This is a genomic window from Streptomyces sp. NBC_00012 (assembly GCF_045040875.1).
Taxonomy (GTDB): Bacteria; Actinomycetota; Actinomycetes; order Streptomycetales; family Streptomycetaceae; genus Streptomyces.
Map to the genome: position 1 here is coordinate 6759140 of NZ_CP108309.1, position 22945 is coordinate 6782084.

A 22945-nucleotide genomic window follows, 5' to 3' on the forward strand; every position below is an offset into this window, starting at 1 on the left:
GTAACGATGCAGGTCTCGGCGGGGTCTTCACCCCGCCCGACTTTCGTATCGGGGACTGCTCCTGGAATAGTTCCTCACGATGTTCAGCATCCCTAGGCCCCCTGTGACGGGGGCAACTCGGGGGACAACTAGTGGGGCGCGGAGTGCCGGAACTCGTACTGGAATTGAATGGCAGGACCTGGACGCTCGATCCGTCCAGGTCGTACACCCTCGGGCGCGATCCGCAGGGCGACCTGACGATCGACGACGCCAGGGTGTCGTGGCGGCACGCCACGATCAGCTGGGGTGGCCGGAGTTGGTTCATCGAGGACCACGGCAGCACCAACGGCACCTATGCGCAGGGCAACCGGATCCAGCAGCTGGAGATCGGCCCCGGCTCCGTCGTGCACCTGGGCAACGCCACTGACGGCCCGCGGCTGAGTCTCACCGCCGCGGCGGGTGCCGATGCGTACAGCGGGCAGGGTGCGGGTGCCCAGCAGGCACCGGTCCAGCAGCCCCAGCAGGGCGGCGCCGGCTGGGGCGGCCAGCAGGCCCCCGCTCCGCAGCAGCCGCAGCAGAGCTGGCCGCAGCAGGCCCCCCAGGGAGTGCCGCCGCAGCAGCCCGTACAACCCCAGGTCCCGCAGCAGCAGGGCATGGCGAGGACGCCCGGCGCGGGCGGAGCCGCGGGGGCTCCGCCGGTGTACGGAGACCGCAGCCCGACCACGTTTCACCAGCTGGACCTCGGCCGGGTCATGCGCATCGGTCGTGCGCTGGAGAACGAACTGGTCGTCTCGGACCTCCAGGTCTCGCGCCACCACGCCGAGTTCCACGCGACGCCCGACGGCCGCTTCGAGATCCGTGACCTCGGATCCCACAACGGCACGTACGTCAACGGTCAGCCGCTCTCCAAGTCCGGCTCCGCGCTCATCGGCCCCAACGACATCGTCGGCGTCGGTCACTCGACCTTCCGCCTGGTCGGCGACAGGCTCGAAGAGTTCGTCGACACCGGTGAGGTCTCCTTCTCCGCCCGCCACCTCACGGTGACGGTCGACGGCGGGAAGCAGATCCTCAAGGACGTCTCCTTCGGCGTCCCGGAGAAGTCGCTCATCGCGGTCATCGGCCCGTCCGGATCCGGAAAGTCCACCCTGCTCAAGGCGCTCACCGGTTACCGGCCCGCCAACCAGGGCGACGTCCTCTACGACAACCGGAACCTGTACAAGCAGTTCGCCGAGCTGCGGCAGCGCATCGGTCTGGTCCCGCAGGACGACATCCTGCACAAGGAACTCACCGTCACCAAGGCCCTCAAGTACGCGGCCAAGCTCCGCTTCCCCGCGGACACCACCGAGGCCGAGCGCCAGGCCCGGATCCTCGAAGTCCTCGCCGAGCTCAAGCTCGACATCCACAAGGACAAGAAGGTCACCTCGCTCTCCGGTGGTCAGCGCAAGCGTGTCTCCGTCGCCCTGGAGCTGCTCACCAAGCCGTCGCTGATCTTCCTGGACGAGCCGACCTCCGGCCTCGACCCGGGCATGGACCGCGACGTCATGCAGCTGCTGCGCGGCCTGGCCGACGACGGCCGTACCGTCCTGGTCGTCACGCACTCCGTCGCCGAGCTGGCGATCTGCGACAAGCTCCTGGTCATGGCGCCGGGCGGATCCGTCGCCTACTTCGGCCCGCCGGAGGAGGCGCTCAACTTCTTCGGCTACACCACCTGGGCCGACGTCTTCTCCGCGTTCGAGAACTACCGCGACTACGACTGGGCGGGCCGCTGGCGCGGATCGCAGCACTACCAGATGTACGCCGCGGACATCGACGCCGTCGCCGCACAGTCCGTACACATGCCGCCCCCGCAGCAGATGCGCCCGCCGAAGCCGCAGAGCTGGTCGGCCCAGTTGTGGACGCTGATGCGCCGCTACGTCTCGGTGATCGCGTCCGACAAGGGCTTCATGGGCCTGATGGTGATCCTGCCCGCCGTGCTCGGCGTCGTCAGCGTGGTCATCCCGGCAGACTTCGGTCTGGCCCCGCCGAAGCCGCCGTCCCGGTTCAACGGAGCCGCCGGAACGATCATGCTGATCCTCGCGGTCGGCATGTGCTTCTCCGGTGCGGCCAACTCCGTACGAGAACTGATCAAGGAACGCGTCATCTACGAACGGGAACGGGCCACCGGCCTGTCCCGCTCCGCCTATCTGATGTCCAAGGTGATCGTCCTCGGCGTGATCACCGCCATCCAGGGCGTCATCATCTGCGGCATCGGCTTCGCCACCCGCGAGCTGCCCGAAGAGGGCCTGATCATGCCGCCGGCCGTCGAGCTCTGCCTGACGATCATCGTGCTCGGCTTCACCTCGATGATGTTCGGCCTGGTGATCTCCTCACTGGTGAAGACCGCCGAGAAGACCATGCCGCTGCTGGTCATGTTCGCGATCGTCCAGGTCGTCTTCACCGGCATCCTCTTCCAGGTGTTCGGCTCGCCCGGCCTGGAGCAGTTCGCCTGGCTGATGCCGTCCCGCTGGGCCATCGCCGGCGCGGGCACGACGCTCGACCTCTCGCACCTCATGGCGCCGTGGGACCCGAAGAACCCGACCGATCTCGACCCGCTGTGGGAGCACTCGGCCACCCAGTGGGGGATCAACATCTCGGTACTCCTGCTGCTCGGCATCATCTGCGGCGTCGTGGTCGCGCGACTGCTGCGCCGCCACGAGCCGGAGGTCATGCGCAAGTAGCGCGGCCACCGGCACCGGACGCCGAAGGGCGGCACCCCGCGCGGGGTGCCGCCCTTCGGCGTGTGCGGATGCTGTCCGGCGATACGCGGCGCCGGTCAGTACGCGCTGTTGACGTTGTCCATCGAGCCGTACTTGTCGGCTGCGTAGTTGGCCGCGGCCGTGATGTTGGCGACCGGGTCGTAGATGTTCCACGAGGTGCCCGGGACGTGGTACGCGTTGAACGTCGGCTGGATGACCTGGAGCAGGCCGCAGGACGGGGTGCCGTTCTGGGCGTTGATGTCCCAGCCGTTGACCGCGTTCGGGTTGCCGGTCGACTCGCGCATGATGTTGCGGTGCAGACCGTCGTACGAGCCGGGGATGCCGTGGGCCCGCATGATGTCCAGGGACTCCCTGATCCAGCCGTCCAGGTTGTTGGCGTACACCGGGGTGCGGGCCTCGGAGCGGCTGGCGGCCTGCGTCTGCGTGCGCTCGGCGACGACAGCCTTCGCCTTCACCTTGGCGGCGGCCTTGGCCTTGGCCTTCGCCTCGGCGCGGGCCTTGATCTTGGCGGCCTCGGCGGCCTTCGCCTTCGCGGCGGCGGCCTTCTTGGCCCTGGCGAGGTCTGCGGCCTTCACCAGCTTCTCGGCGGTGGAGTGCTGCTCGATGATGCTGGCCTGCACGGCCTTGGCCTGCGGAGTTCCGGCGGCCGACGCGAGAACCACGGGGGCGGCGGACACGGGGGTCGCGGCCTCGGGCTTGGGGTCGGCGTTGGCGGGGACGAGCGAGAACGAGAGCGCGGCGACGGCCATGGCGGAGATGCCCGCGACGGAGAGCTTCTGGGTCTTGTTCAGTCGACGACGACGGCCGGGGATGCTGGACATGGACATGCAGGCATACCTCTTCGAATCGCGGGAGTCCTCACGGAGGACGAAGACGGGAAGCGGCCTCGCATCTCCGTCGGGGACGAGAGCAATTCTTAGCGCCCGCAAAATCTGGTGGCAAAGGTGTGACGTACGAACCCGGATAGTGGACCGGGGTCGCGCTCGAACGTGTCGGACCGTGCTCATAACCATTGATGTGGCGCCTATGTGTCCACTAGCAGGCTTCGTAAGTGACGTGGGTCCTATGCGCGGCCTCACATCGGGCGGGTAACAACCTCACCAACCGTTGCTTCAGCAATTCGGAGTGTGAGGCTCTGGATCGAATGAGGGCATCCGACGCGGCCACCACCCCTGTGTACGGGCCGGCTCCCGCGGAGGAGGGGCCCGCCCTTGTACAGGGGGCTGCTCCCGTCCACGCGGCGTACAAGGGGGGCCGCTCCTCCCGTACACGCGAGGGGGCCGCTCCTTCCTTACACGCGGCCGCGCGCCCGCCGGCAGGCGGACGCATGAGCCGGCCCGGCGGACGGACCTAGTCCCTGCGCCCTAATCGGCGGCCGTCCACAGGCCGATACGGCGTTCGAATCCCGCCGGTACGGTGAGGCCATGAGCCATCGCCCACCGTCGGGTCTCGCCGCCGTGAGTGCCGCGCTGCTCGCCATGAGCCGGCATCTCGAAGTGCGTGACGTCCTGAAGACGATCGTCGCCTCGGCCCGCGAACTGCTGGACGCCGAGTACGCGGCCCTGGGCGTCCCCGACGACCACGGCGGCTTCGCCCAGTTCGTCGTCGACGGCGTCAGTGACGAGCAGTGGAAGGCCATCGGCCCGCTGCCCAGACAGCACGGCATCCTCGCCTCGATGCTCCACGAGGCGAAGCCCGAGCGCCTCGCCGATGTCCGCAAGGACCCCCGCTTCGAGGGCTGGCCCGCCGCCCACCCCGACATGTCCGACTTCCTCGGTCTGCCGATCAGGGACGGCGAGGAGGTCATCGGCGCGCTCTTCCTCGCCAACAAGCGCTGCCCCAAACCCGAGGGCAGCTGCGGTTTCACCGCCGACGACGAGGAACTGCTGGCCATCCTCGCCCAGCACGCGGCGATAGCCCTCACCAACGCCCGGCTCTACGAACGCAGCCGCGAGCTCACCATCGCCGAGGAGCGCTCCCGGCTCGCCCACGAGCTGCATGACGCGGTGAGCCAGAAGCTCTTCTCGCTGCGGCTGACGGCCCAGGCGGCCGCCACCCTGGTGGACCGCGACCCGGCCCGCGCCAAGGGGGAGCTCCAGCAGGTCGCCGCACTCGCGGCGGAAGCCGTCGACGAACTGCGCGCCGCCGTCGTCGAGCTGCGCCCCGCCGCGCTCGACGAGGACGGCCTCGTCGCCACCCTCCGGACCCAGATCCAGGTCCTGGACCGGGCCCACGCGGCCCGGGTCACCTTCGAGAGCCTGGGCATACGGGCTCTGCCCGCCGCCCAGGAGGAGGCGCTGCTGAGGGTCTCCCAGGAAGCCCTGCACAACGCGCTGCGCCACTCCGGGGCGGCGCACGTCGGCGTCACACTGGCCCGGCACGGCAGCGGCACGCTGCTGCGGATCACCGACGACGGCAGCGGCTTCGAACCCACGGCGACCCGGCAGGCGGGCCGGCATCTGGGCCTGGTGTCGATGCGGGACCGCGCGAACGGCGTCGGCGGAAGGCTCATCGTTGAATCGGCGCCCGGCAAGGGCACCACGATCGAGATGGAGGTACCCGGTGGCTGACAGGATCATCAGGGTGCTGCTGGTCGACGACCATCAGGTGGTCCGCCGTGGTCTGCGTACGTTCCTGGAGATCCAGGACGACATAGAGGTGGTCGGCGAGGCGGCCGACGGCGCCGAGGGGGTGGCCAGGACCGAGGAACTCCGGCCCGATGTCGTCCTGATGGACATCAAGATGCCCGGCACCGACGGCATCGAGGCGCTGCGCAGGCTCCGCGAGCTGGAGAACCCGGCCAAGGTCCTCATCGTCACCAGCTTCACCGAACAGCGCACCGTGGTCCCGGCCCTGCGCGCCGGAGCCTCCGGTTACGTCTACAAGGACGTCGACCCGGACGCCCTGGCAGGCGCGATCCGCTCGGTGTACGCGGGCCACGTCCTGCTCCAGCCGGAGGTCGCGGGGGCCCTGCTCGCCCAGGAGGACTCGGGCAGCGGTACGGGCCGGGGGAGCACGCTCACCGAACGGGAGCGGGAGGTGCTGGGCCTGATCGCCGACGGCCGCTCCAACCGTGAGATCGCGCGAGCGCTGGTCCTCTCCGAGAAGACCGTCAAGACCCACGTCTCGAACATCCTGATGAAGCTGGACCTCTCGGACCGGACCCAGGCAGCCCTGTGGGCCGTCCGGCATGGGGCGGCGGGCTGACCGGCGGCGGAAGCGAACGGCGACGGAACGAGCCTGCGACGAAGCAGCCCGGCGGCGAAGCGGGCGGGCGACGAAGCGGGCCGTCTCGCTCCGGGCTGAGATTCATACTGTCGGGTGTATGTCACCCGGACGGCGCAACCTGTTCGGCTCCGAGGCGTTCTCCAGGGCGCTGCGGCGGCTGGCCGCAGCCACGCTAGGAGGATCCTGAAGTGAAGAACCTGAAGAAGGCCGCTGCCGTCACCATGATCGCCGGTGGAATCATCGCCGCCGGCGCGGGCGCGGCCTCCGCCACGGGACACGGCGCGGGCGCCGACGGTGTCGCGGCCCACTCCCCGGGCGTGGTCAGCGGCAACGTCGTCCAGGTGCCAGTGGACGTCCCGGTGAACGTGGTCGGCAACACGATCAACGTGGTCGGCCTGCTCAACCCGGCCTTCGGCAACCTCGGCCTGAACGGCTGACCGGCCCCATGACCGGCTGACCGGCTCCACGGTCACACCTCGCCGGACGGGCGCACCGAGCCCGTCCGGCGACCCCGCCATCCGCCCGGCAGGCCCTACCGCTCCCGCTCGCGCTCCTCCACATACGCGTTGTACGCGGCGACCTGCGCCCGCCGGGCCACCCGCTCAACCGGCTGCAGCGCCTCGCCCCGGGCCGCGATCTCCGAAGCGCTCACCGCCCCGCCGTGCCCGTTCTCGTACGCCACCGAGATCAGCAGCCCCACCCGCTGCGCCAACTCCAGCACCCGCACCGCCCGCGGCGGATATCCCGGAGCCAGCACCTCGCGCCCCCGCTCCGCCCGCGCCCGGTACGCGTCCACCGCCGCCTCGGCCACCGGCCCCGAACCGGCCACGTCCAACCGCGACAGGACCGCCGTCGCGTCCCGCAACGCCTCGGCGAGCTCCCGCTCCGCCTCGCCCAGCGACGGCACATCGGCCGGCGGCGCCTCCCGTACCGGCAGACAACGCCACACCACCTCGACGTGCAGATCCCCGGCCGGTCCTACCTCGCGCACCTCGGGAACCAGCCCGTACGGCGCACCGAAGGCCACCACCGCCTCCTCGGCCTCCAGCGCCCGCGCGTTGAAGTCCGGCGGACCGCTCAGCCCCAGCGGATGACCCGGCGCCGGCAGCGCCACCCGGAAACCCGTCACCCCCAGACCCCGCAACCGCCCGAGCGCCAGCGTGAGCCCGACCGGCCCCGCCTCGCCCGGCAGTCCCTCGACGCGATGCACCGCGTCCTCCCCGACGATGGCGAGCGCCGCCTCGTCAGGCGACACCAGTCCCGCCAGAAGCGCGTTTCCCCAAGCGGCCAACAGCCCTGAGCGTGGTTCCGAAAGCATGGGAACACCCTAGGGAACGGGCCCGGGGCCTGTCGTCACTCGGGCCCAGCGCCGGGAGCACTCGCGAGGTGGCGTAGATTTCCCTGGGAGCTGTGCCCACAGGTACCGACGATCTCGACACTGTATGGGGAGACAACGCGCCATGAGCGATGTACTGGAGCTGGTGGACGTATCCGTGGTCCGCGACGGACGCGCTCTGGTGGACGACGTCTCCTGGTCGGTCAAGGAGGGGGAGCGCTGGGTCATCCTCGGCCCCAACGGCGCCGGCAAGACCACCCTCCTCAACATCGCGTCCAGCTACCTCTTCCCGAGCACCGGCACCGCCAAGGTCCTCGGCGAGCAGCTCGGCGGCGTGGGCACCGATGTCTTCGAGCTCCGCCCCCGCATCGGCATCGCGGGCGTCGCCATGGCCGAGAAGCTGCCCCGGCGCCAGACCGTGCTGCAGACGGTGCTCACCGCCGCGTACGGCATGACCGCCACCTGGCACGAGAACTACGAGGCCGTCGACGAGGAGCGCGCCCGCGCCTTCCTCGACCGGCTCGGCATGACCGAGTACCTCGACCGGAAGTTCGGCACCCTCTCCGAGGGCGAGCGCAAGCGCACCCTGATCGCCCGCGCCATGATGACCGACCCCGAACTGCTGCTCCTCGACGAGCCGGCCGCGGGACTCGACCTCGGCGGACGCGAGGACCTGGTCCGTCGCCTCGGCCGACTGGCCCGCGACCCGTACGCCCCCTCCATGATCATGGTCACCCACCATGTCGAGGAGATCGCTCCCGGGTTCACCCACGTCCTGATGATCCGCCAGGGCAAGGTGCTCGCCGCGGGTCCCATGGAGACCGAGCTCACCTCCCGCAACCTCTCCCTCTGTTTCGGTCTGCCGCTCGTCGTCGAGCGCGCCGGTGACCGCTACACGGCCCACGGACTGCCGCTCTCGTAGGCCACGGCCGGCGACGACTTCCGGCCCGAAGGGCCCAACGGGCGCAGCGGTCGGCTTGCGCCCTGTCCGCGAGGGTGTTCGCGGTTCTACCATGACCACGTGGACATCGACGCGTGGGTGTGGTGGCTGATCGGCGCGGTGGGACTGGGCATCCCCCTCGTCCTGACCGCGATGCCCGAGTTCGGCATGTTCGCCGTCGGAGCGGTCGCGGCGGCAGTCGTCGCGGCACTCGGCGGCGGCATCGTGGCCCAGGTACTGGTGTTCGTCGTGGTCTCCGTGGCGCTCATCGCCGTGGTCCGCCCGATCGCCGCCAGACATCGCGACGACCGGCCCCAACTCGCCACCGGCATAGATGCGCTGAAAGGCCGTCAGGCAGTCGTCCTGGAACGGGTCGACGGCAGCGGCGGCCGGATCAAGCTGGCCGGGGAGGTCTGGTCCGCCCGAGCACTCGACGACGGCCAGAGCTTCGACCCCGGCCAACAGGTCGATGTCGTCGACATCGACGGAGCTACGGCAGTCGTCATGTGACCGAACCACCCACAAGGCAGAGCGTGTTCTGTCAGACTCGAAGTCGATCATCATGAGATCGGGGCCGGTACAGCTTCCGGCCCTTCCCACGACCTCGACCTCGATCATCGCGATCCGTCGGCAACCGAAGGGCAATGAGGAACACGATGCAACCGATCATCATCGTTCTGATCATTCTGGTGGTGCTCGTCTTCATCGCCCTGATCAAGACGATCCAGGTCATCCCGCAGGCCAGCGCCGCAATCGTGGAGCGCTTCGGCCGCTACACCCGCACGCTCAACGCAGGCCTGAACATCGTCGTTCCATTCATCGACTCCATCCGCAACCGCATCGACCTCCGTGAACAGGTCGTGCCGTTCCCGCCCCAGCCGGTGATCACCCAGGACAACCTGGTCGTCAACATCGACACCGTCATCTACTACCAGGTGACCGACGCACGGGCCGCGACCTACGAAGTCGCCAGCTACATCCAGGCGATCGAGCAGCTCACCGTCACCACGCTCCGCAACATCATCGGTGGCATGGACCTGGAGCGGACCCTGACCTCCCGCGAGGAGATCAACGCCGCCCTGCGCGGTGTCCTCGACGAGGCGACCGGCAAGTGGGGCATCCGGGTCAACCGCGTCGAGCTCAAGGCGATCGAGCCGCCCACCTCCATCCAGGACTCGATGGAGAAGCAGATGCGCGCCGACCGTGACAAGCGAGCCGCGATCCTCCAGGCCGAAGGAACGCGCCAGTCCGCGATCCTCACCGCGGAGGGCGAGAAGCAGTCCGCGATCCTGCGCGCCGAGGGTGAGGCCAAGGCATCGGCCCTGCGCGCCGAGGGCGAGGCCCAGGCGATCCGCACGGTCTTCGAGTCCATCCACGCCGGCGACCCGGACCAGAAGCTCCTCTCGTACCAGTACCTCCAGATGCTCCCGAAGATCGCCGAGGGCGACGCCAACAAGCTCTGGATCGTGCCCAGCGAGATCGGTGACGCCCTCAAGGGTCTCAGCGGCGCCTTCGGCAACCTCGGCAACGGCGCCCCCGGGTTCGACACGGGCAAGGAACGCCGGGAACAGCCCCCGGTCGACTGACGCGTACACGCCCCGTGCATGATCAGTGCACCAAGCACCGATCATGCACGGGGGATTCGCAATGAACATCTGGGAGATGCTCGCTGTCTTCGTCGCGGGCATCAGCGCCGGCACGATCAACACGATCGTCGGCTCGGGAACGCTGATCACCTTCCCCGTGCTGCTCGCCACCGGACTTCCCCCGGTCACGGCGACCGTCTCCAACGCCCTCGGCCTGATCCCGGGCTCCGTCAGCGGCGCCATCGGCTACCGCGAAGAGCTCAAAGGACAGGGCCGCCGCGTCCTCAAGCTCGCCGTCGGCGCACTCATCGGCGGCCTCACCGGCGCCACCCTCCTGCTGGCCCTGCCCTCCACGGCCTTCGAGACCATCGTGCCGATCCTGGTGGCCCTGGCTCTCGTCCTGGTCATCCTGCAACCACGCATCAGCAAAGCGGTCCAGCGCCGACGCGAGCACAGCGGCGCCCCCACCCACCCCGACGGCGGACCGCTCCTGTTCGCCGGACTGATGCTCGCCAGCGTCTACGGCGGCTACTTCACCGCCGCCCAGGGGATCATCTACCTCTCCCTGATGGGCATGCTGCTCGACGACACCATGCAGCGCCTCAACGCCGTCAAGAACGTCCTGGCCGCCGTGGTCAACAGCATCGCCGCGCTCTTCTTCCTCTTCGTCGCCGACTTCAACTGGACGGCCGTCGTACTGATCGCGGTCGGCTCCGCGCTGGGCGGCCAGATCGGCGCCAGGATAGGCCGCCGCCTCAGCCCCACGGTCCTGCGCGTCCTCATCGTCGCGGTCGGCACGGCCGCCATCGTCCAGCTGCTGCTCCGCTGACACACTGAAGCCCGCCTCCCCCGGAGGCGGGCTCCCGCCACGACGAAATGCGTACGCCGATTACGCCGCGGCGCGGTCCAGCCACTCCGGCAGCTCCGACCGCTCACCGGCGCCCAGCGCCAGCAGCATCGCCTGCGCCGGAGACGGCACGAACGGCTGACGCAGCAGCGGCATCCCCGCCTGCTCCGGCGTCCGGGCCGCCTTGCGGTGATTGTCCTCGGCACAGGAAGCCACCGTGTTGAGCCAGGTGTCCTGACCCCCCTGGGCGCGCGGCACGACGTGGTCGACGGTGCTGGCCCGCCGCCCGCAGTACGCGCACCGGTGCTGGTCCCGTATCAGCACACCCCTCCGGGACCACGGGGCATGTCTTCGGAACGGCACTCGTACGTACCGGCAGAGCCTGATCACCCGGGGCACCGGAATGTCCACGGCGGCGCCACGCATGCGGAGATCGGGATGCGACTGCTCGACCACGGCCTTGTCCTGCAGAATCAGCACCACCGCACGATTCAGCGTCACCGTCGACAGCGGCTCGAAGCTCGCGTTCAGTACCAGCGTGTCCCGCATCTCGCCCACCTCCCGTGTGCAGCCCGCCCCCTGGCAGGCCCGGATCAACTCTGGCCGGGCGGGCCGTGATGGACAACGCAATAAAAATTGCCCTGCCCTGATCTCTCCAAGACCAGGGCAGGGCAAACAGCAGGGGAACTCTGGGCTCACCCAGTGCAGGGCCAGTACTAGGCGGGACCGGTGTATTCACCGATCAGCTGAGCACGGCCCAGCGTGTGGAACCGAAGATTGAATCCGACGACCGCGGGCGACGCATTGCTGTCGACACCCAGCTTCTCGGTGTCCACGGCATACACCGTGAACACGTAACGGTGGTGCTCGCCGGCCGGTGGCGCGGCACCGCCGAACTCCTTCGACCCGTAGTCGTTACGGACCTGCACGGCGCCGGCGGGCAGCCCCTCGGACTTCCCGCTGCCCGCACCGGCCGACAGCTCCGTGACCGACGCCGGGATGTCGAAGACCACCCAGTGCCAGAACCCGCTGCCGGTAGGAGCATCGGGGTCGAAGCAGGTCACGGCGAAACTCCTGGTCTGCGCCGGGAACCCCTCCCACCGCAGTTGCGGCGAGGTGTTCCCGGCAGCGAACACCTGAGCGTCCGCCAGCACGGCGCCGGGGGCGAGATCCTCGCTCACCACTGTGAACGACGGCACCTCCGGATGGAAGTCGTGCGGCAGCGGCGCCCTCTTCGGCTCGGTCACGTCAGTACCTCTCCTGATCGCTCTACTGCTGTCAGCAGATCTCCCACCGACCCTAGAGCCAGTTGCGCTGACCGCCGACCTGCGCCAGCCACTGGTTGAGGTACGCCGCCCAGTCGGTCCCCTGGAAGTCGTTCAGCCCGACCTTGAAAGCGCGGTACGAGTCGCTGCCCTCGCTGAAGAGCCCCGGCTTCTTGTCCATCTCCAGGACGACATCCATCTCACGGTCGTCCGCGACGAACGTCAGCTCCACCTGGTTCAGCCCGCGGTACTGCTGCGGCGGGAAGAACTCGATCTCCTGGTAGAACGGCAGCCGCTGGCGCGTACCGCGAATGTGACCGCGCTCCATGTCCGCGCTGCGGAAACCGAAGCCGAGCTGTCCGAAAGCGTCGAGAATGGCCTGCTGAGCCGGCAGCGGGTGCACATTGATCGGGTCCAGGTCGCCCGAGTCCAGCGCCCGCGCGATCTCCAGCTCCGTGGTCACGCCGATGTTCATGCCGTGCAGATGCTGACCGGCGAACATCGTTATCGGCGTCTCCCACGGAATTTCGAGCCCGAAGGGTACGACGTGCACCGCACCGGCCCGCGCCTCGAACGCGCCACCGAGCCGAAGCTTGGTGAACTCGATGTCCTGCTTGGTCTCCGTGTCCTGGCCCTCGACCTCGACCCGGGCCTGCAGACCCACGGAAAGTCCCTCGATCTGCTGATCCACGGAACCGCCCTGGATCCGCACCTCGCCCTGGACGACCCCACCCGGTACGACATTGAGCTCGGAAAGCTCGGTCTCCACCGAAGCGCCACCGGCACCCATGCTCGCGAGCAGCCGCTTGAAGCCCATGTTTACTCCTCCTTGGTCCTGACCCCTACATACGCGCCACGACCGTAGTCGGTTCCCGGTACCCTCGACCGCCATGATCGAGGGCTTGGACCGTACGCCGCTGACACGCGACTTCTTCGACCGCCCCGTACTGGACGTGGCACCCGACCTCCTGGGCCGGACCCTGGTGCGGGCCACACCGGACGGACCCATCGAGCTCCGCCTCACCGAGGTGGAGGCGTACGCCGGCGAGATCGACCCCGGATCTCACGCCTTCAGAGGCCGCACCGCACGCAACAGCGTCATGTTCGGACCGCCCGGCCACGCGTACGTCTACTTCACCTACGGCATGTGGCACTGCCTCAACCTGGTGTGCGGTCCCGAAGGCAGGGCGAGCGGGGTCCTGCTCCGAGCCGGTGACATCCAGGTCGGCGCCGAGCTCACCCGCGAACGTCGAAACTCGGCCCGCAACGACAAGGAACTGGCCAAAGGCCCGGCCCGCCTGGCCACTGCCCTCGATGTCGACCGAGCACTGAACGGCACCGACGCCATCGCCCATCCGGGCGCCCCGTTGTCCGTACTGCACGGCACCCCACCACCACGTGACCAGGTACGCAACGGCCCCCGCACCGGAGTGGGCGGCGACGGCGCCGCGCATCCCTGGCGCTTCTGGATCGACGGGGACCCCACGGTGAGCCCCTACAGGGCCCATGTGCCACGCCGCCGCGCAACTTGACTCGCCCTTGGGGGACGCCTAATGTAGCCCGAGCCGCTTGAGACGGGTACTGCTGTCGATGAGGTCCATCGGACCGCATCCGAGCATCCCGGAGCGACCAACCACTACCTACGAATCACCCTGGCGGGTGCGAATTCGGCATGCCGTAATTCAATCCCTTTCGACTCGATTATGAGCCGCCAAGGAAATCGGCTAACGTAGTGGACACGCCGAAAGGCAAGGCCCCTCCAAGGCCACCGGAATTCAAATTCGGACCGGAAACGGAACGAAAAAGAGTCTGGTAAGGTTGGAACCGCTGGAAAGGGAAGCGCGAATAGCGAAGAACTGGAAAGCGAAAGCAGGGCCCGCTTCGACCGGGAATCGGACACGAAAGAGTCTGATAGAGTCGGAAACGCAAGACCGAAGGGAAAAGCCCGGAGGAAAGCCCGAGAGGGTGAGTACAAAGGAAGCGTCCGTTCCTTGAGAACTCAACAGCGTGCCAAAAGTCAACGCCAGATATGTTGATACCCCGGCCTGCTTCGGCAGGTTGGTGGTTCCTTTGAAAGTCCTACGGGGTCACTGACCCGGTAGGCAATTACACAGCGAGGACGCTGTGAACGACCGGTCTTATTCCGTCCGGTCGTTCCGCTCTCGTGTTGTGTTGTCCCGATCACGGGAAAACATTCACGGAGAGTTTGATCCTGGCTCAGGACGAACGCTGGCGGCGTGCTTAACACATGCAAGTCGAACGATGAAGCCCTTCGGGGTGGATTAGTGGCGAACGGGTGAGTAACACGTGGGCAATCTGCCCTTCACTCTGGGACAAGCCCTGGAAACGGGGTCTAATACCGGATAACACTCTGTCCCGCATGGGACGGGGTTGAAAGCTCCGGCGGTGAAGGATGAGCCCGCGGCCTATCAGCTTGTTGGTGGGGTGATGGCCTACCAAGGCGACGACGGGTAGCCGGCCTGAGAGGGCGACCGGCCACACTGGGACTGAGACACGGCCCAGACTCCTACGGGAGGCAGCAGTGGGGAATATTGCACAATGGGCGAAAGCCTGATGCAGCGACGCCGCGTGAGGGATGACGGCCTTCGGGTTGTAAACCTCTTTCAGCAGGGAAGAAGCGAGAGTGACGGTACCTGCAGAAGAAGCGCCGGCTAACTACGTGCCAGCAGCCGCGGTAATACGTAGGGCGCAAGCGTTGTCCGGAATTATTGGGCGTAAAGAGCTCGTAGGCGGCTTGTCACGTCGGATGTGAAAGCCCGGGGCTTAACCCCGGGTCTGCATTCGATACGGGCAGGCTAGAGTGTGGTAGGGGAGATCGGAATTCCTGGTGTAGCGGTGAAATGCGCAGATATCAGGAGGAACACCGGTGGCGAAGGCGGATCTCTGGGCCATTACTGACGCTGAGGAGCGAAAGCGTGGGGAGCGAACAGGATTAGATACCCTGGTAGTCCACGCCGTAAACGTTGGGAACTAGGTGTTGGCGACATTCCACGTCGTCGGTGCCGCAGCTAACGCATTAAGTTCCCCGCCTGGGGAGTACGGCCGCAAGGCTAAAACTCAAAGGAATTGACGGGGGCCCGCACAAGCAGCGGAGCATGTGGCTTAATTCGACGCAACGCGAAGAACCTTACCAAGGCTTGACATACACCGGAAAGCATCAGAGATGGTGCCCCCCTTGTGGTCGGTGTACAGGTGGTGCATGGCTGTCGTCAGCTCGTGTCGTGAGATGTTGGGTTAAGTCCCGCAACGAGCGCAACCCTTGTTCTGTGTTGCCAGCATGCCCTTCGGGGTGATGGGGACTCACAGGAGACTGCCGGGGTCAACTCGGAGGAAGGTGGGGACGACGTCAAGTCATCATGCCCCTTATGTCTTGGGCTGCACACGTGCTACAATGGCCGGTACAATGAGCTGCGATGCCGCGAGGCGGAGCGAATCTCAAAAAGCCGGTCTCAGTTCGGATTGGGGTCTGCAACTCGACCCCATGAAGTCGGAGTTGCTAGTAATCGCAGATCAGCATTGCTGCGGTGAATACGTTCCCGGGCCTTGTACACACCGCCCGTCACGTCACGAAAGTCGGTAACACCCGAAGCCGGTGGCCCAACCCCTTGTGGGAGGGAGCTGTCGAAGGTGGGACTGGCGATTGGGACGAAGTCGTAACAAGGTAGCCGTACCGGAAGGTGCGGCTGGATCACCTCCTTTCTAAGGAGCACTTCTTACCGGGCTTGCCTGGTCAGAGGCCACTACGTCGGCAAATGTTCGACGGTGGTTGCTCATGGGTGGAACGTTGACTATTCAGTACCTGTTGGTTCAAACGGGTCGTGAGTACTGCTCCTCGGAGCGTGGAAAGCGGGTCGGATGAATTCCGGGTACTGGGCACGCTGTTGGGTGTCTGAAGGTATGGCCGCAAGGTTGCCTTCAAACGCCGGCCCCAGTGAACTTGCCTGCAAGGGTGAGGTGATGGGTGGCTGGTCGTTGCTTGAGAACTGCACAGTGGACGCGAGCATCTGTGGCCAAGTTTTTAAGGGCGCACGGTGGATGCCTTGGCACCAGGAACCGATGAAGGACGTGGGAGGCCACGATAGGCCCCGGGGAGCTGTCAACCGAGCTTTGATCCGGGGGTGTCCGAATGGGGAAACCCGGCAGTCGTCATGGGCTGTCACCCGCTGCTGAACACATAGGCAGTGTGGAGGGAACGAGGGGAAGTGAAACATCTCAGTACCCTCAGGAAGAGAAAACAACCGTGATTCCGGGAGTAGTGGCGAGCGAAACTGGATGAGGCCAAACCGTATGCGTGTGATACCCGGCAGGGGTTGCGCATGCGGGGTTGTGGGATCTCTCTTCTGCGGTCTGCCGGCCGTGGGACGAGTCAGAAACCGTTGATGTAGGCGAAGGACATGCGAAAGGTCCGGCGTAGAGGGTAAGACCCCCGTAGCTGAAACATTGACGGCTCGTTTGAGAGACACCCAAGTAGCACGGGGCCCGAGAAATCCCGTGTGAATCTGGCGGGACCACCCGCTAAGCCTAAATATTCCCTGGTGACCGATAGCGGATAGTACCGTGAGGGAATGGTGAAAAGTACCGCGGGAGCGGAGTGAAATAGTACCTGAAACCGTGTGCCTACAAGCCGTGGGAGCGTCGCTGTATGTGCTTGCACATGCAGTCGTGACTGCGTGCCTTTTGAAGAATGAGCCTGCGAGTTTGCGGTGTGTTGCGAGGTTAACCCGTGTGGGGAAGCCGTAGCGAAAGCGAGTCCGAATAGGGCGTTTCAGTAGCATGCTCAAGACCCGAAGCGGAGTGATCTAGCCATGGGCAGGTTGAAGCGGAGGTAAGACTTCGTGGAGGACCGAACCCACCAGGGTTGAAAACCTGGGGGATGACCTGTGGTTAGGGGTGAAAGGCCAATCAAACTCCGTGATAGCTGGTTCTCCCCGAAATGCATTTAGGTGCAGCGTCGTGTGTTTCTTGCCGGAGGTAGAGCACTGGATAGGCGATGGGCCCTACCGGGTTACTGACCTTAGCCAAACTCCGAATGCCGGTAAGTGAGAGCACGGCAGTGAGACTGTGGGGGATAAGCTCCATGGTCGAGAGGGAAACAGCCCAGAGCATCGACTAAGGCCCCTAAGCGTACGCTAAGTGGGAAAGGATGTGGAGTCGCAGAGACAACCAGGAGGTTGGCTTAGAAGCAGCCACCCTTGAAAGAGTGCGTAATAGCTCACTGGTCAAGTGATTCCGCGCCGACAATGTAGCGGGGCTCAAGCGTACCGCCGAAGTCGTGTCATTCGTACATTAATCCCCAACGGGAGTACGGATGGGTAGGGGAGCGTCGTGTGCCGGGTGAAGCAGCCGCGGAAGCGAGTTGTGGACGGTTCACGAGTGAGAATGCAGGCATGAGTAGCGATACACACGTGAGAAACGTGTGCGCCGATTGACTAAGGGTTCCTGGGTCAAGCTGATCTGCCCAGGGTAAGTCGGGACCTAAGGCGAGGCCGACAGGCGTAGTCGATGGACAACCGGTTGATATTCCGGTACCCGCTTTGAAACGCCCAGTACTGAGCCCATTAATGCTAAGTCCGTGAAGCCGGCCCGATCTCTTCGGAGTTGAGGGTAGTGGTGGAGCCGATGAACCAAGGTGGTAGTAGGTAAGCGATGGGGTGACGCAGGAAGGTAGTCCAGCCCGGGCGGTGGTTGTCCCGGGGTAAGGGTGTAGGACGCACGGTAGGCAAATCCGTCGTGCATATAGTCTGAGACCTGATGCCGAGCCGATTGTGGTGAAGTGGATGATCCTATGCTGTCGAGAAAAGCCTCTAGCGAGTTTCATGGCGGCCCGTACCCTAAACCGACTCAGGTGGTCAGGTAGAGAATACCGAGGCGTTCGGGTGAACTATGGTTAAGGAACTCGGCAAAATGCCCCCGTAACTTCGGGAGAAGGGGGGCCATCACTGGTGATTGGATTTACTCCATGAGCTGGGGGTGGCCGCAGAGACCAGCGAGAAGCGACTGTTTACTAAAAACACAGGTCCGTGCGAAGCCGTAAGGCGATGTATACGGACTGACGCCTGCCCGGTGCTGGAACGTTAAGGGGACCGGTTAGCTGACTTTCGGGTCGGCGAAGCTGAGAACTTAAGCGCCAGTAAACGGCGGTGGTAACTATAACCATCCTAAGGTAGCGAAATTCCTTGTCGGGTAAGTTCCGACCTGCACGAATGGCGTAACGACTTCTCGACTGTCTCAACCATAGGCCCGGTGAAATTGCACTACGAGTAAAGATGCTCGTTTCGCGCAGCAGGACGGAAAGACCCCGGGACCTTTACTACAGTTTGATATTGGTGTTCGGTTCGGCTTGTGTAGGATAGGTGGGAGACTTTGAAGCAGCCACGCCAGTGGTTGTGGAGTCGCCGTTGAAATACCACTCTGGTCGTGCTGGATGTCTAACCTGGGTCCGTGATCCGGATCAGGGACAGTGTCTGATGGGTAGTTTAACTGGGGCGGTTGCCTCCTAAAGAGTAACGGAGGCGCCCAAAGGTTCCCTCAGCCTGGTTGGCAATCAGGTGTTGAGTGTAAGTGCACAAGGGAGCTTGACTGTGAGACCGACGGGTCGAGCAGGGACGAAAGTCGGGACTAGTGATCCGGCAGTGGCTTGTGGAAGCGCTGTCGCTCAACGGATAAAAGGTACCCCGGGGATAACAGGCTGATCTTCCCCAAGAGTCCATATCGACGGGATGGTTTGGCACCTCGATGTCGGCTCGTCGCATCCTGGGGCTGGAGTCGGTCCCAAGGGTTGGGCTGTTCGCCCATTAAAGCGGTACGCGAGCTGGGTTTAGAACGTCGTGAGACAGTTCGGTCCCTATCCGCTGTGCGCGTAGGAATATTGAGAAGGGCTGTCCCTAGTACGAGAGGACCGGGACGGACGAACCTCTGGTGTGCCAGTTGTTCTGCCAAGGGCATGGCTGGTTGGCTACGTTCGGAAAGGATAACCGCTGAAAGCATCTAAGCGGGAAGCCTGCTTCGAGATGAGTATTCCCACCAACTTGATTGGTTAAGGCTCCCAGTAGACGACTGGGTTGATAGGCCAGATGTGGAAGCCTGGTAACGGGTGGAGCTGACTGGTACTAATAGGCCGAGGGCTTGTCCTCAGTTGCTCGCGTCCACTGTGTTGTTCCCGGGTTGCGAACAGTCGCACCGGTTGAACAGCTTCACTACTTAATTGAAAAGTGTGCTTGTTCGCTAAGTGCCGATATCCCGCTCTGCGGGATGGCCCGATAGTGTTTCGGTGGTCATTGCGTTAGGGAAACGCCCGGTTACATTCCGAACCCGGAAGCTAAGCCTTTCAGCGCCGATGGTACTGCAGGGGGGACCCTGTGGGAGAGTAGGACGCCGCCGAACAATCTTTCAAGGACCCTTGGTCCCAGCGTTCATGCTGGGACCAAGGGTCCTTTTGTTTTGTCGAAGCGCGTCGGATGTCCGGCTGCGCCAGAATGTCTTGTAGTACCCGATGACAGGAGTCACGCCGATGTCCACCAACTCTCCCGACGATCGTTCGGAGCGCGAGCCGCGTCGACGGGACGGTGGTGACCGAGGCGGCTTCAGCGGCCGTCGGGACGACCGTGACCGGGATCGTGGGCCGCGTCGAGACAACGACCGTGGTGGCTACCGGCGTGATGACAGCCGGCCCACCGGCGGAAGCGGTGGCGGTGGTTTCCGCCGCGACGACCGCGACCGTGGACCTCGGCGTGATGACAGCCGTGGTGGCGGTTCCGGTGGTGGGTTCCGCCGTGATGACAGCCGTGGTGGCGGTTCCGGTGGTGGGTTCCGGCGGGACGACAGCCGTGGCGGTGGGTCCGGTGGTGGTTTCCGCCGTGATGATCGTGGGCCGCGTCGGGATGATGAGCGTGGTGGGCGTCCGTCGGGTGGGTTCGAGCGGCGTGATGACCGGCCGCGTGGGCCCCGCCGTGACGACGACAGCCGTGGTGGCGGTTTCCGCCGCGACGACCGCGACCGTGGACCTCGGCGTGATGACAGCCGTGGTGGCGGTTCCGGTGGTGGGTTCCGCCGTGATGACAGCCGTGGTGGCGGTTCCGGTGGTGGTTTCCGCCGTGATGATCGTGGGCCGCGTCGGGATGATGAGCGTGGTGGGCGTCCGTCGGGTGGGTTCGAGCGGCGTGATGACCGGCCGCGTGGGCCCCGCCGTGACGACGACAGCCGTGGTGGCGGTTTCCGTCGCGATGACAGCCGTGGCGGTGGGTCCGGTGGTGGTTTCCGCCGTGATGATCGTGGGCCGCGTCGGGATGATGAGCGTGGTGGGCGTCCGTCGGGTGGGTTCGAGCGGCGTGATGACCGGCCGCGTGGGCCCCGCCGTGACGACGACAGCCGTGGTGGCGGTTTCCGTCGCGATGACAGCCGTGGTGGTGGGTCCGGTGGCGGTTTCCGCCGGGACGACAGTCGCGGTGGTGGGTCCGGTAGTGGGTTCCGTCGGGACGACCGTGATCGGGACCGTGGGCCGCGTCGTGACGATGAACGTGGTGGTTTCCGCCGTGATGATCGTGGGCCGCGTCGGGATGATGAGCGTGGTGGGCGTCCGTCGGGTGGGTTCGAGCGGCGTGATGACCGGCCGCGTGGGCCCCGCCGTGACGACGACAGCCGTGGTGGCGGTTTCCGTCGCGATGACAGCCGTGGTGGCGGTTCCGGTGGCGGTTTCCGCCGGGACGACAGCCGCGGTGGGGGATACCGCGGGCAGCGGGACGACCGTGGGGCCCGGGGTGGCTACCGCGGGCGCGACGACCGTGGTGGGTACGAGCGGCGGGACGACCGGGACCGCGAGCCGATCAAGCGGCTTCCGATTCCCGAGGACGTCACCGGTGACGAGATCGACAAGGACGTGCGGCAGGAGCTGATGAGCCTGCCGAAGACCCTGGCCGAGGACGTCTCGCGCAACCTGGTCATGGTTGCCCGGCTGATCGACGAGGACCCGGAGCAGGCGTACGCGTATTCGCGGATCGCGCTTCGGCTGGCCTCGCGGGTCGCCGCGGTGCGTGAGGCGGCCGGGTTCGCCGCGTACGCCACGCAGAAGTACTCGGAGGCGCTGGCGGAGTTCCGGGCTGCCAAGCGGATGACCGGGTCCGTGGAGCTGTGGCCCGTCATGGCCGACTGCGAGCGTGGACTGGGGCGGCCCGAGCGGGCGATGGCCATGGCCGGCGAGCCCGAGGTGCAGAAGCTCGACAAGGCCGGACAGGTCGAGATGCGTCTGGTTGCCGCTGGGGCGCGCAGGGACATGGGCCAGCTCGACGCGGCCATCGTCACGCTGCAGAGCTCCGAGCTCGCGTCGAACGCCGTGCACCCGTGGACGGCCAGGCTGCGCTACGCGTACGCCGACGCGCTGCTGGCGGCCGGGCGCGAGGACGAGGCGCGTGAGTGGTTCGGGAAGGCGCTGGAGGCCGACAAGGACGGCTCCACCGATGCGTCCGACCGGCTCGCCGAGATGGACGGCGTCGAGTTCGTCGATGCTCTCGACGAGGATGAGGACGACGCCGAGGCTGAGGTCGATGCCGAGGCCGGCGAGGCTCCCGGGTCGGCTGCCACCGCGAAGGACAGCGAGGACGAGGACCGTACGTCCGAGGCGTAAGGCATGAGAGAGGGCGGCACCCCAGGAGGGGTGCCGCCCTTTTTTTGTCGCTGTCGGGTCAGCCGAGGTCGAGGCTCCGCAGGACCAGGCCGGTGGCCGGCTTGGGGCCGAAGGAGGTCGACTTGCGGGGCATGGTGACGCCCTGCCGGGCGAGGTCCCGGACGACTTCCTCGCGTACCGGATGCATCAGGACCGCCGTCGCGTCGTGACGTTCGGCCTGTTCCACTGCGGCCGCGGTGTCGTGGATGTACGCGATGTGTTCCGGGGCATCGGGAATCCGCCAGATGCGGTCGAGCAGCGCCGAGTGCAGGACCGTGGCGTCGAGGGTCTGCCAGGCGGCCGGGCGGTCGGTGGGAATCGTCCGGGACAGCAGTCCGGGGTCGGGGCGGTCGATGAGGTGGAAGCCCCCGTCGCCGGCGAGCAGGAACGCGTTGCCCTCGGCGGCCGCCTCGGCGAGTGCGTCCAGGGCCCGGGGGAGAGGTCCGTCCAGGTCGCGGATGCGGAAGAGGCCGTCCAGCGCGGCGAGTGCGTCGGCGACCGGGAGGCGGTGCAGCAGCCGGTGTATGGCGCGGACCCGGAGCGGGTAGCGGGCCGTGTCGACGAGGAGGACCAGGCCGAAGTCCCAGGGGCCCGGAGCGGTGTGCTCCTGCTGGAGGCGGAGATAGGTGGCCCAGCGGTGGTGGCCATCGGCGATCAGGGCCTGGTGGCGGGCCAGGTCGGTCTCGATCTCGGCGCGGTCGGCCGGGTCGGTGACCGCCCAGAGCCGGTGGTGGTAGCCGTCCTCGGTGGTGGTGGCGAGCAGCGGTGGGCGGTCCGTGGTCCGCTCGATCACGGCGGTCGCGCCCGAGCCGTCGTCGTTGCTGCGGTAGGTGAGCAGCAGCGGTTCGAGGTGGGCGGCGGTGGTGCGCATCAGGTCGGCCCGGTCCTCGACGACATGGGCCATCACGTCCTCGTGCGGCAGGACGATGCCGTCGGCGGGGGCGGACAGCGCCAGCGCTCCGACGACGCCGCGTTGCAGGATCTCGGCGTCACGCTGCTCGTAGACGTACAGCGCGGGCTCGCTGTCCGGTGCGAGGACGCCCTCGGCAAGCCAGCGCTTCAGGGTCTGCGCAGCCTGCTGGTGACGGGCCGCCGCCGTGTCCGCCTGCGGCAGGATCAGCCGGACGATGTTGTGCGGATCCGCCGACTCCAGGTGGTGCAGCCCGTCGGGGCGGACGACGACGTCGTACGGCGGTGAGGTCACCGCAGCGAGACTGCCGACCCGCTCGGGGACGTACCGCAGGCCGCGGAACGGAATCAGACGCAGTCCCTGGCCGGCCGGACCTGATGTGTTCATTTCTGCATCGTATGTGTGCGGACGGGATGCGC

General features: G+C 66.3%; 17 protein-coding genes and 3 rRNA genes. 14 read left to right on the forward strand and 6 right to left on the reverse strand.

Annotation, left to right across the window (positions count from 1 at the left end; all coding sequences use genetic code 11):
* Positions 1-131 precede the first annotated feature (131 nt).
* Complete coding sequence (locus tag OHA19_RS30955; protein ID WP_405711312.1) at positions 132-2696, forward strand: FHA domain-containing protein; 2565 nt, start codon at positions 132-134, stop codon at positions 2694-2696.
* Between the two features lie 95 nt (positions 2697-2791).
* On the opposite strand, the gene OHA19_RS30960 is transcribed toward OHA19_RS30955, so the two are convergent.
* Entirely contained in the window at positions 2792-3562 is a 771-nt protein-coding gene (locus OHA19_RS30960; RefSeq protein ID WP_405711311.1) for a transglycosylase SLT domain-containing protein, read from the reverse strand.
* Positions 3563-4159: 597 nt separating this feature from the next.
* Here OHA19_RS30960 and OHA19_RS30965 point away from each other — a divergent pair.
* From OHA19_RS30965 to OHA19_RS30975, 3 genes are all read left to right on the forward strand, one after another.
* A complete protein-coding gene (locus tag OHA19_RS30965) occupies positions 4160-5305 on the forward strand; it encodes a GAF domain-containing sensor histidine kinase (RefSeq protein WP_405711309.1) in 1146 nt (381 codons plus the stop codon).
* Positions 5298-5942, forward strand: a complete 645-nt coding sequence (locus OHA19_RS30970) for a response regulator (protein WP_405711307.1) — start codon at positions 5298-5300, stop codon at positions 5940-5942. Before OHA19_RS30965 ends, OHA19_RS30970 begins: the two co-directional genes overlap by 8 nt.
* A gap of 209 nt (positions 5943-6151) precedes the next feature.
* Positions 6152-6400: a chaplin gene (locus OHA19_RS30975; protein WP_326764833.1), complete on the forward strand. Its 249-nt coding sequence runs from the start codon at positions 6152-6154 to the stop codon at positions 6398-6400.
* Positions 6401-6495: 95 nt separating this feature from the next.
* On the opposite strand, the gene OHA19_RS30980 is transcribed toward OHA19_RS30975, so the two are convergent.
* The gene (locus OHA19_RS30980; RefSeq protein WP_405711305.1) at positions 6496-7281 is read right to left on the reverse strand and encodes a hypothetical protein; all 786 of its coding nucleotides are present in this window, start codon (positions 7279-7281) and stop codon (positions 6496-6498) included.
* A gap of 142 nt (positions 7282-7423) precedes the next feature.
* Here OHA19_RS30980 and OHA19_RS30985 point away from each other — a divergent pair, with 142 nt between their 5' ends.
* The 4 genes from OHA19_RS30985 to OHA19_RS31000 all read left to right on the forward strand — a co-directional run bounded on the left by OHA19_RS30985 (position 7424) and on the right by OHA19_RS31000 (position 10654).
* Positions 7424-8221: an ABC transporter ATP-binding protein gene (locus OHA19_RS30985; RefSeq protein ID WP_405711303.1), complete on the forward strand. Its 798-nt coding sequence runs from the start codon at positions 7424-7426 to the stop codon at positions 8219-8221.
* 99 nt (positions 8222-8320) lie between these two features.
* Entirely contained in the window at positions 8321-8749 is a 429-nt protein-coding gene (locus tag OHA19_RS30990; protein ID WP_405752333.1) for an NfeD family protein, read from the forward strand.
* Positions 8750-8895: 146 nt separating this feature from the next.
* Positions 8896-9825: an SPFH domain-containing protein gene (locus tag OHA19_RS30995; RefSeq protein WP_093895790.1), complete on the forward strand. Its 930-nt coding sequence runs from the start codon at positions 8896-8898 to the stop codon at positions 9823-9825.
* A 61-nt stretch (positions 9826-9886) separates the two neighbouring features.
* On the forward strand, positions 9887-10654 hold the full coding sequence (locus OHA19_RS31000; protein ID WP_405711299.1) for a sulfite exporter TauE/SafE family protein: 768 nt from the start codon (positions 9887-9889) through the stop codon (positions 10652-10654).
* Between the two features lie 60 nt (positions 10655-10714).
* On the opposite strand, the gene OHA19_RS31005 is transcribed toward OHA19_RS31000, so the two are convergent.
* The 3 genes from OHA19_RS31005 to OHA19_RS31015 form a co-directional block, all read right to left on the reverse strand.
* Positions 10715-11221, reverse strand: coding sequence for an HNH endonuclease (locus tag OHA19_RS31005; protein WP_266421215.1), 507 nt, complete (start codon positions 11219-11221; stop codon positions 10715-10717).
* 167 nt (positions 11222-11388) lie between these two features.
* On the reverse strand, positions 11389-11919 hold the full coding sequence (locus tag OHA19_RS31010; RefSeq protein ID WP_405752336.1) for a YbhB/YbcL family Raf kinase inhibitor-like protein: 531 nt from the start codon (positions 11917-11919) through the stop codon (positions 11389-11391).
* Positions 11920-11971: 52 nt separating this feature from the next.
* Positions 11972-12754: a sporulation protein gene (locus tag OHA19_RS31015; RefSeq protein ID WP_405711294.1), complete on the reverse strand. Its 783-nt coding sequence runs from the start codon at positions 12752-12754 to the stop codon at positions 11972-11974.
* A 73-nt stretch (positions 12755-12827) separates the two neighbouring features.
* Here OHA19_RS31015 and OHA19_RS31020 point away from each other — a divergent pair, with 73 nt between their 5' ends.
* From OHA19_RS31020 to OHA19_RS31045, 6 genes are all read left to right on the forward strand, one after another.
* Complete coding sequence (locus OHA19_RS31020; protein WP_405711292.1) at positions 12828-13469, forward strand: DNA-3-methyladenine glycosylase; 642 nt, start codon at positions 12828-12830, stop codon at positions 13467-13469.
* A gap of 662 nt (positions 13470-14131) precedes the next feature.
* Positions 14132-15657 (forward strand): 16S ribosomal RNA (locus tag OHA19_RS31025).
* 309 nt (positions 15658-15966) lie between these two features.
* A 23S ribosomal RNA gene (locus OHA19_RS31030) occupies positions 15967-19091 on the forward strand.
* Positions 19092-19224: 133 nt separating this feature from the next.
* Positions 19225-19341, forward strand: a 5S ribosomal RNA gene (gene rrf, locus OHA19_RS31035).
* Together the 16S, 23S and 5S rRNA genes form the textbook arrangement of a ribosomal RNA operon.
* A gap of 221 nt (positions 19342-19562) precedes the next feature.
* A complete protein-coding gene (locus OHA19_RS31040) occupies positions 19563-20849 on the forward strand; it encodes a hypothetical protein (RefSeq protein WP_405752339.1) in 1287 nt (428 codons plus the stop codon).
* Positions 20834-21577 carry a tetratricopeptide repeat protein gene (locus tag OHA19_RS31045; protein WP_405711289.1) on the forward strand — a complete coding sequence of 248 codons (744 nt, stop codon included), beginning with the start codon at positions 20834-20836 and terminating at the stop codon, positions 21575-21577. Before OHA19_RS31040 ends, OHA19_RS31045 begins: the two co-directional genes overlap by 16 nt.
* 58 nt (positions 21578-21635) lie before the next feature.
* Here the strand turns inward: OHA19_RS31045 and OHA19_RS31050 are convergent, their stop codons facing one another.
* Entirely contained in the window at positions 21636-22913 is a 1278-nt protein-coding gene (locus OHA19_RS31050; RefSeq protein WP_405711287.1) for a DUF1015 family protein, read from the reverse strand.
* Positions 22914-22945: the final 32 nt, after the last annotated feature.

Excerpts from the sequence above, each read along its gene's own strand:
- OHA19_RS30985 (WP_405711303.1), top strand. The coding sequence starts at position 7,424 with ATGAGCGATGTACTGGAGCTGGTGGACGTATCCGTGGTCCGCGACGGA.
- OHA19_RS30960 (WP_405711311.1), bottom strand. The coding sequence starts at position 3,562 with ATGTCCATGTCCAGCATCCCCGGCCGTCGTCGTCGACTGAACAAGACC.
- OHA19_RS31005 (WP_266421215.1), bottom strand. The coding sequence starts at position 11,221 with ATGCGGGACACGCTGGTACTGAACGCGAGCTTCGAGCCGCTGTCGACG.
- OHA19_RS31020 (WP_405711292.1), top strand. The coding sequence starts at position 12,828 with ATGATCGAGGGCTTGGACCGTACGCCGCTGACACGCGACTTCTTCGAC.
- OHA19_RS31050 (WP_405711287.1), bottom strand. The coding sequence starts at position 22,913 with ATGAACACATCAGGTCCGGCCGGCCAGGGACTGCGTCTGATTCCGTTC.
- OHA19_RS31000 (WP_405711299.1), top strand. The coding sequence starts at position 9,887 with ATGAACATCTGGGAGATGCTCGCTGTCTTCGTCGCGGGCATCAGCGCC.
- OHA19_RS30980 (WP_405711305.1), bottom strand. The coding sequence starts at position 7,281 with ATGCTTTCGGAACCACGCTCAGGGCTGTTGGCCGCTTGGGGAAACGCG.
- OHA19_RS30995 (WP_093895790.1), top strand. The coding sequence starts at position 8,896 with ATGCAACCGATCATCATCGTTCTGATCATTCTGGTGGTGCTCGTCTTC.
- OHA19_RS31015 (WP_405711294.1), bottom strand. The coding sequence starts at position 12,754 with ATGGGCTTCAAGCGGCTGCTCGCGAGCATGGGTGCCGGTGGCGCTTCG.
- OHA19_RS30965 (WP_405711309.1), top strand. The coding sequence starts at position 4,160 with ATGAGCCATCGCCCACCGTCGGGTCTCGCCGCCGTGAGTGCCGCGCTG.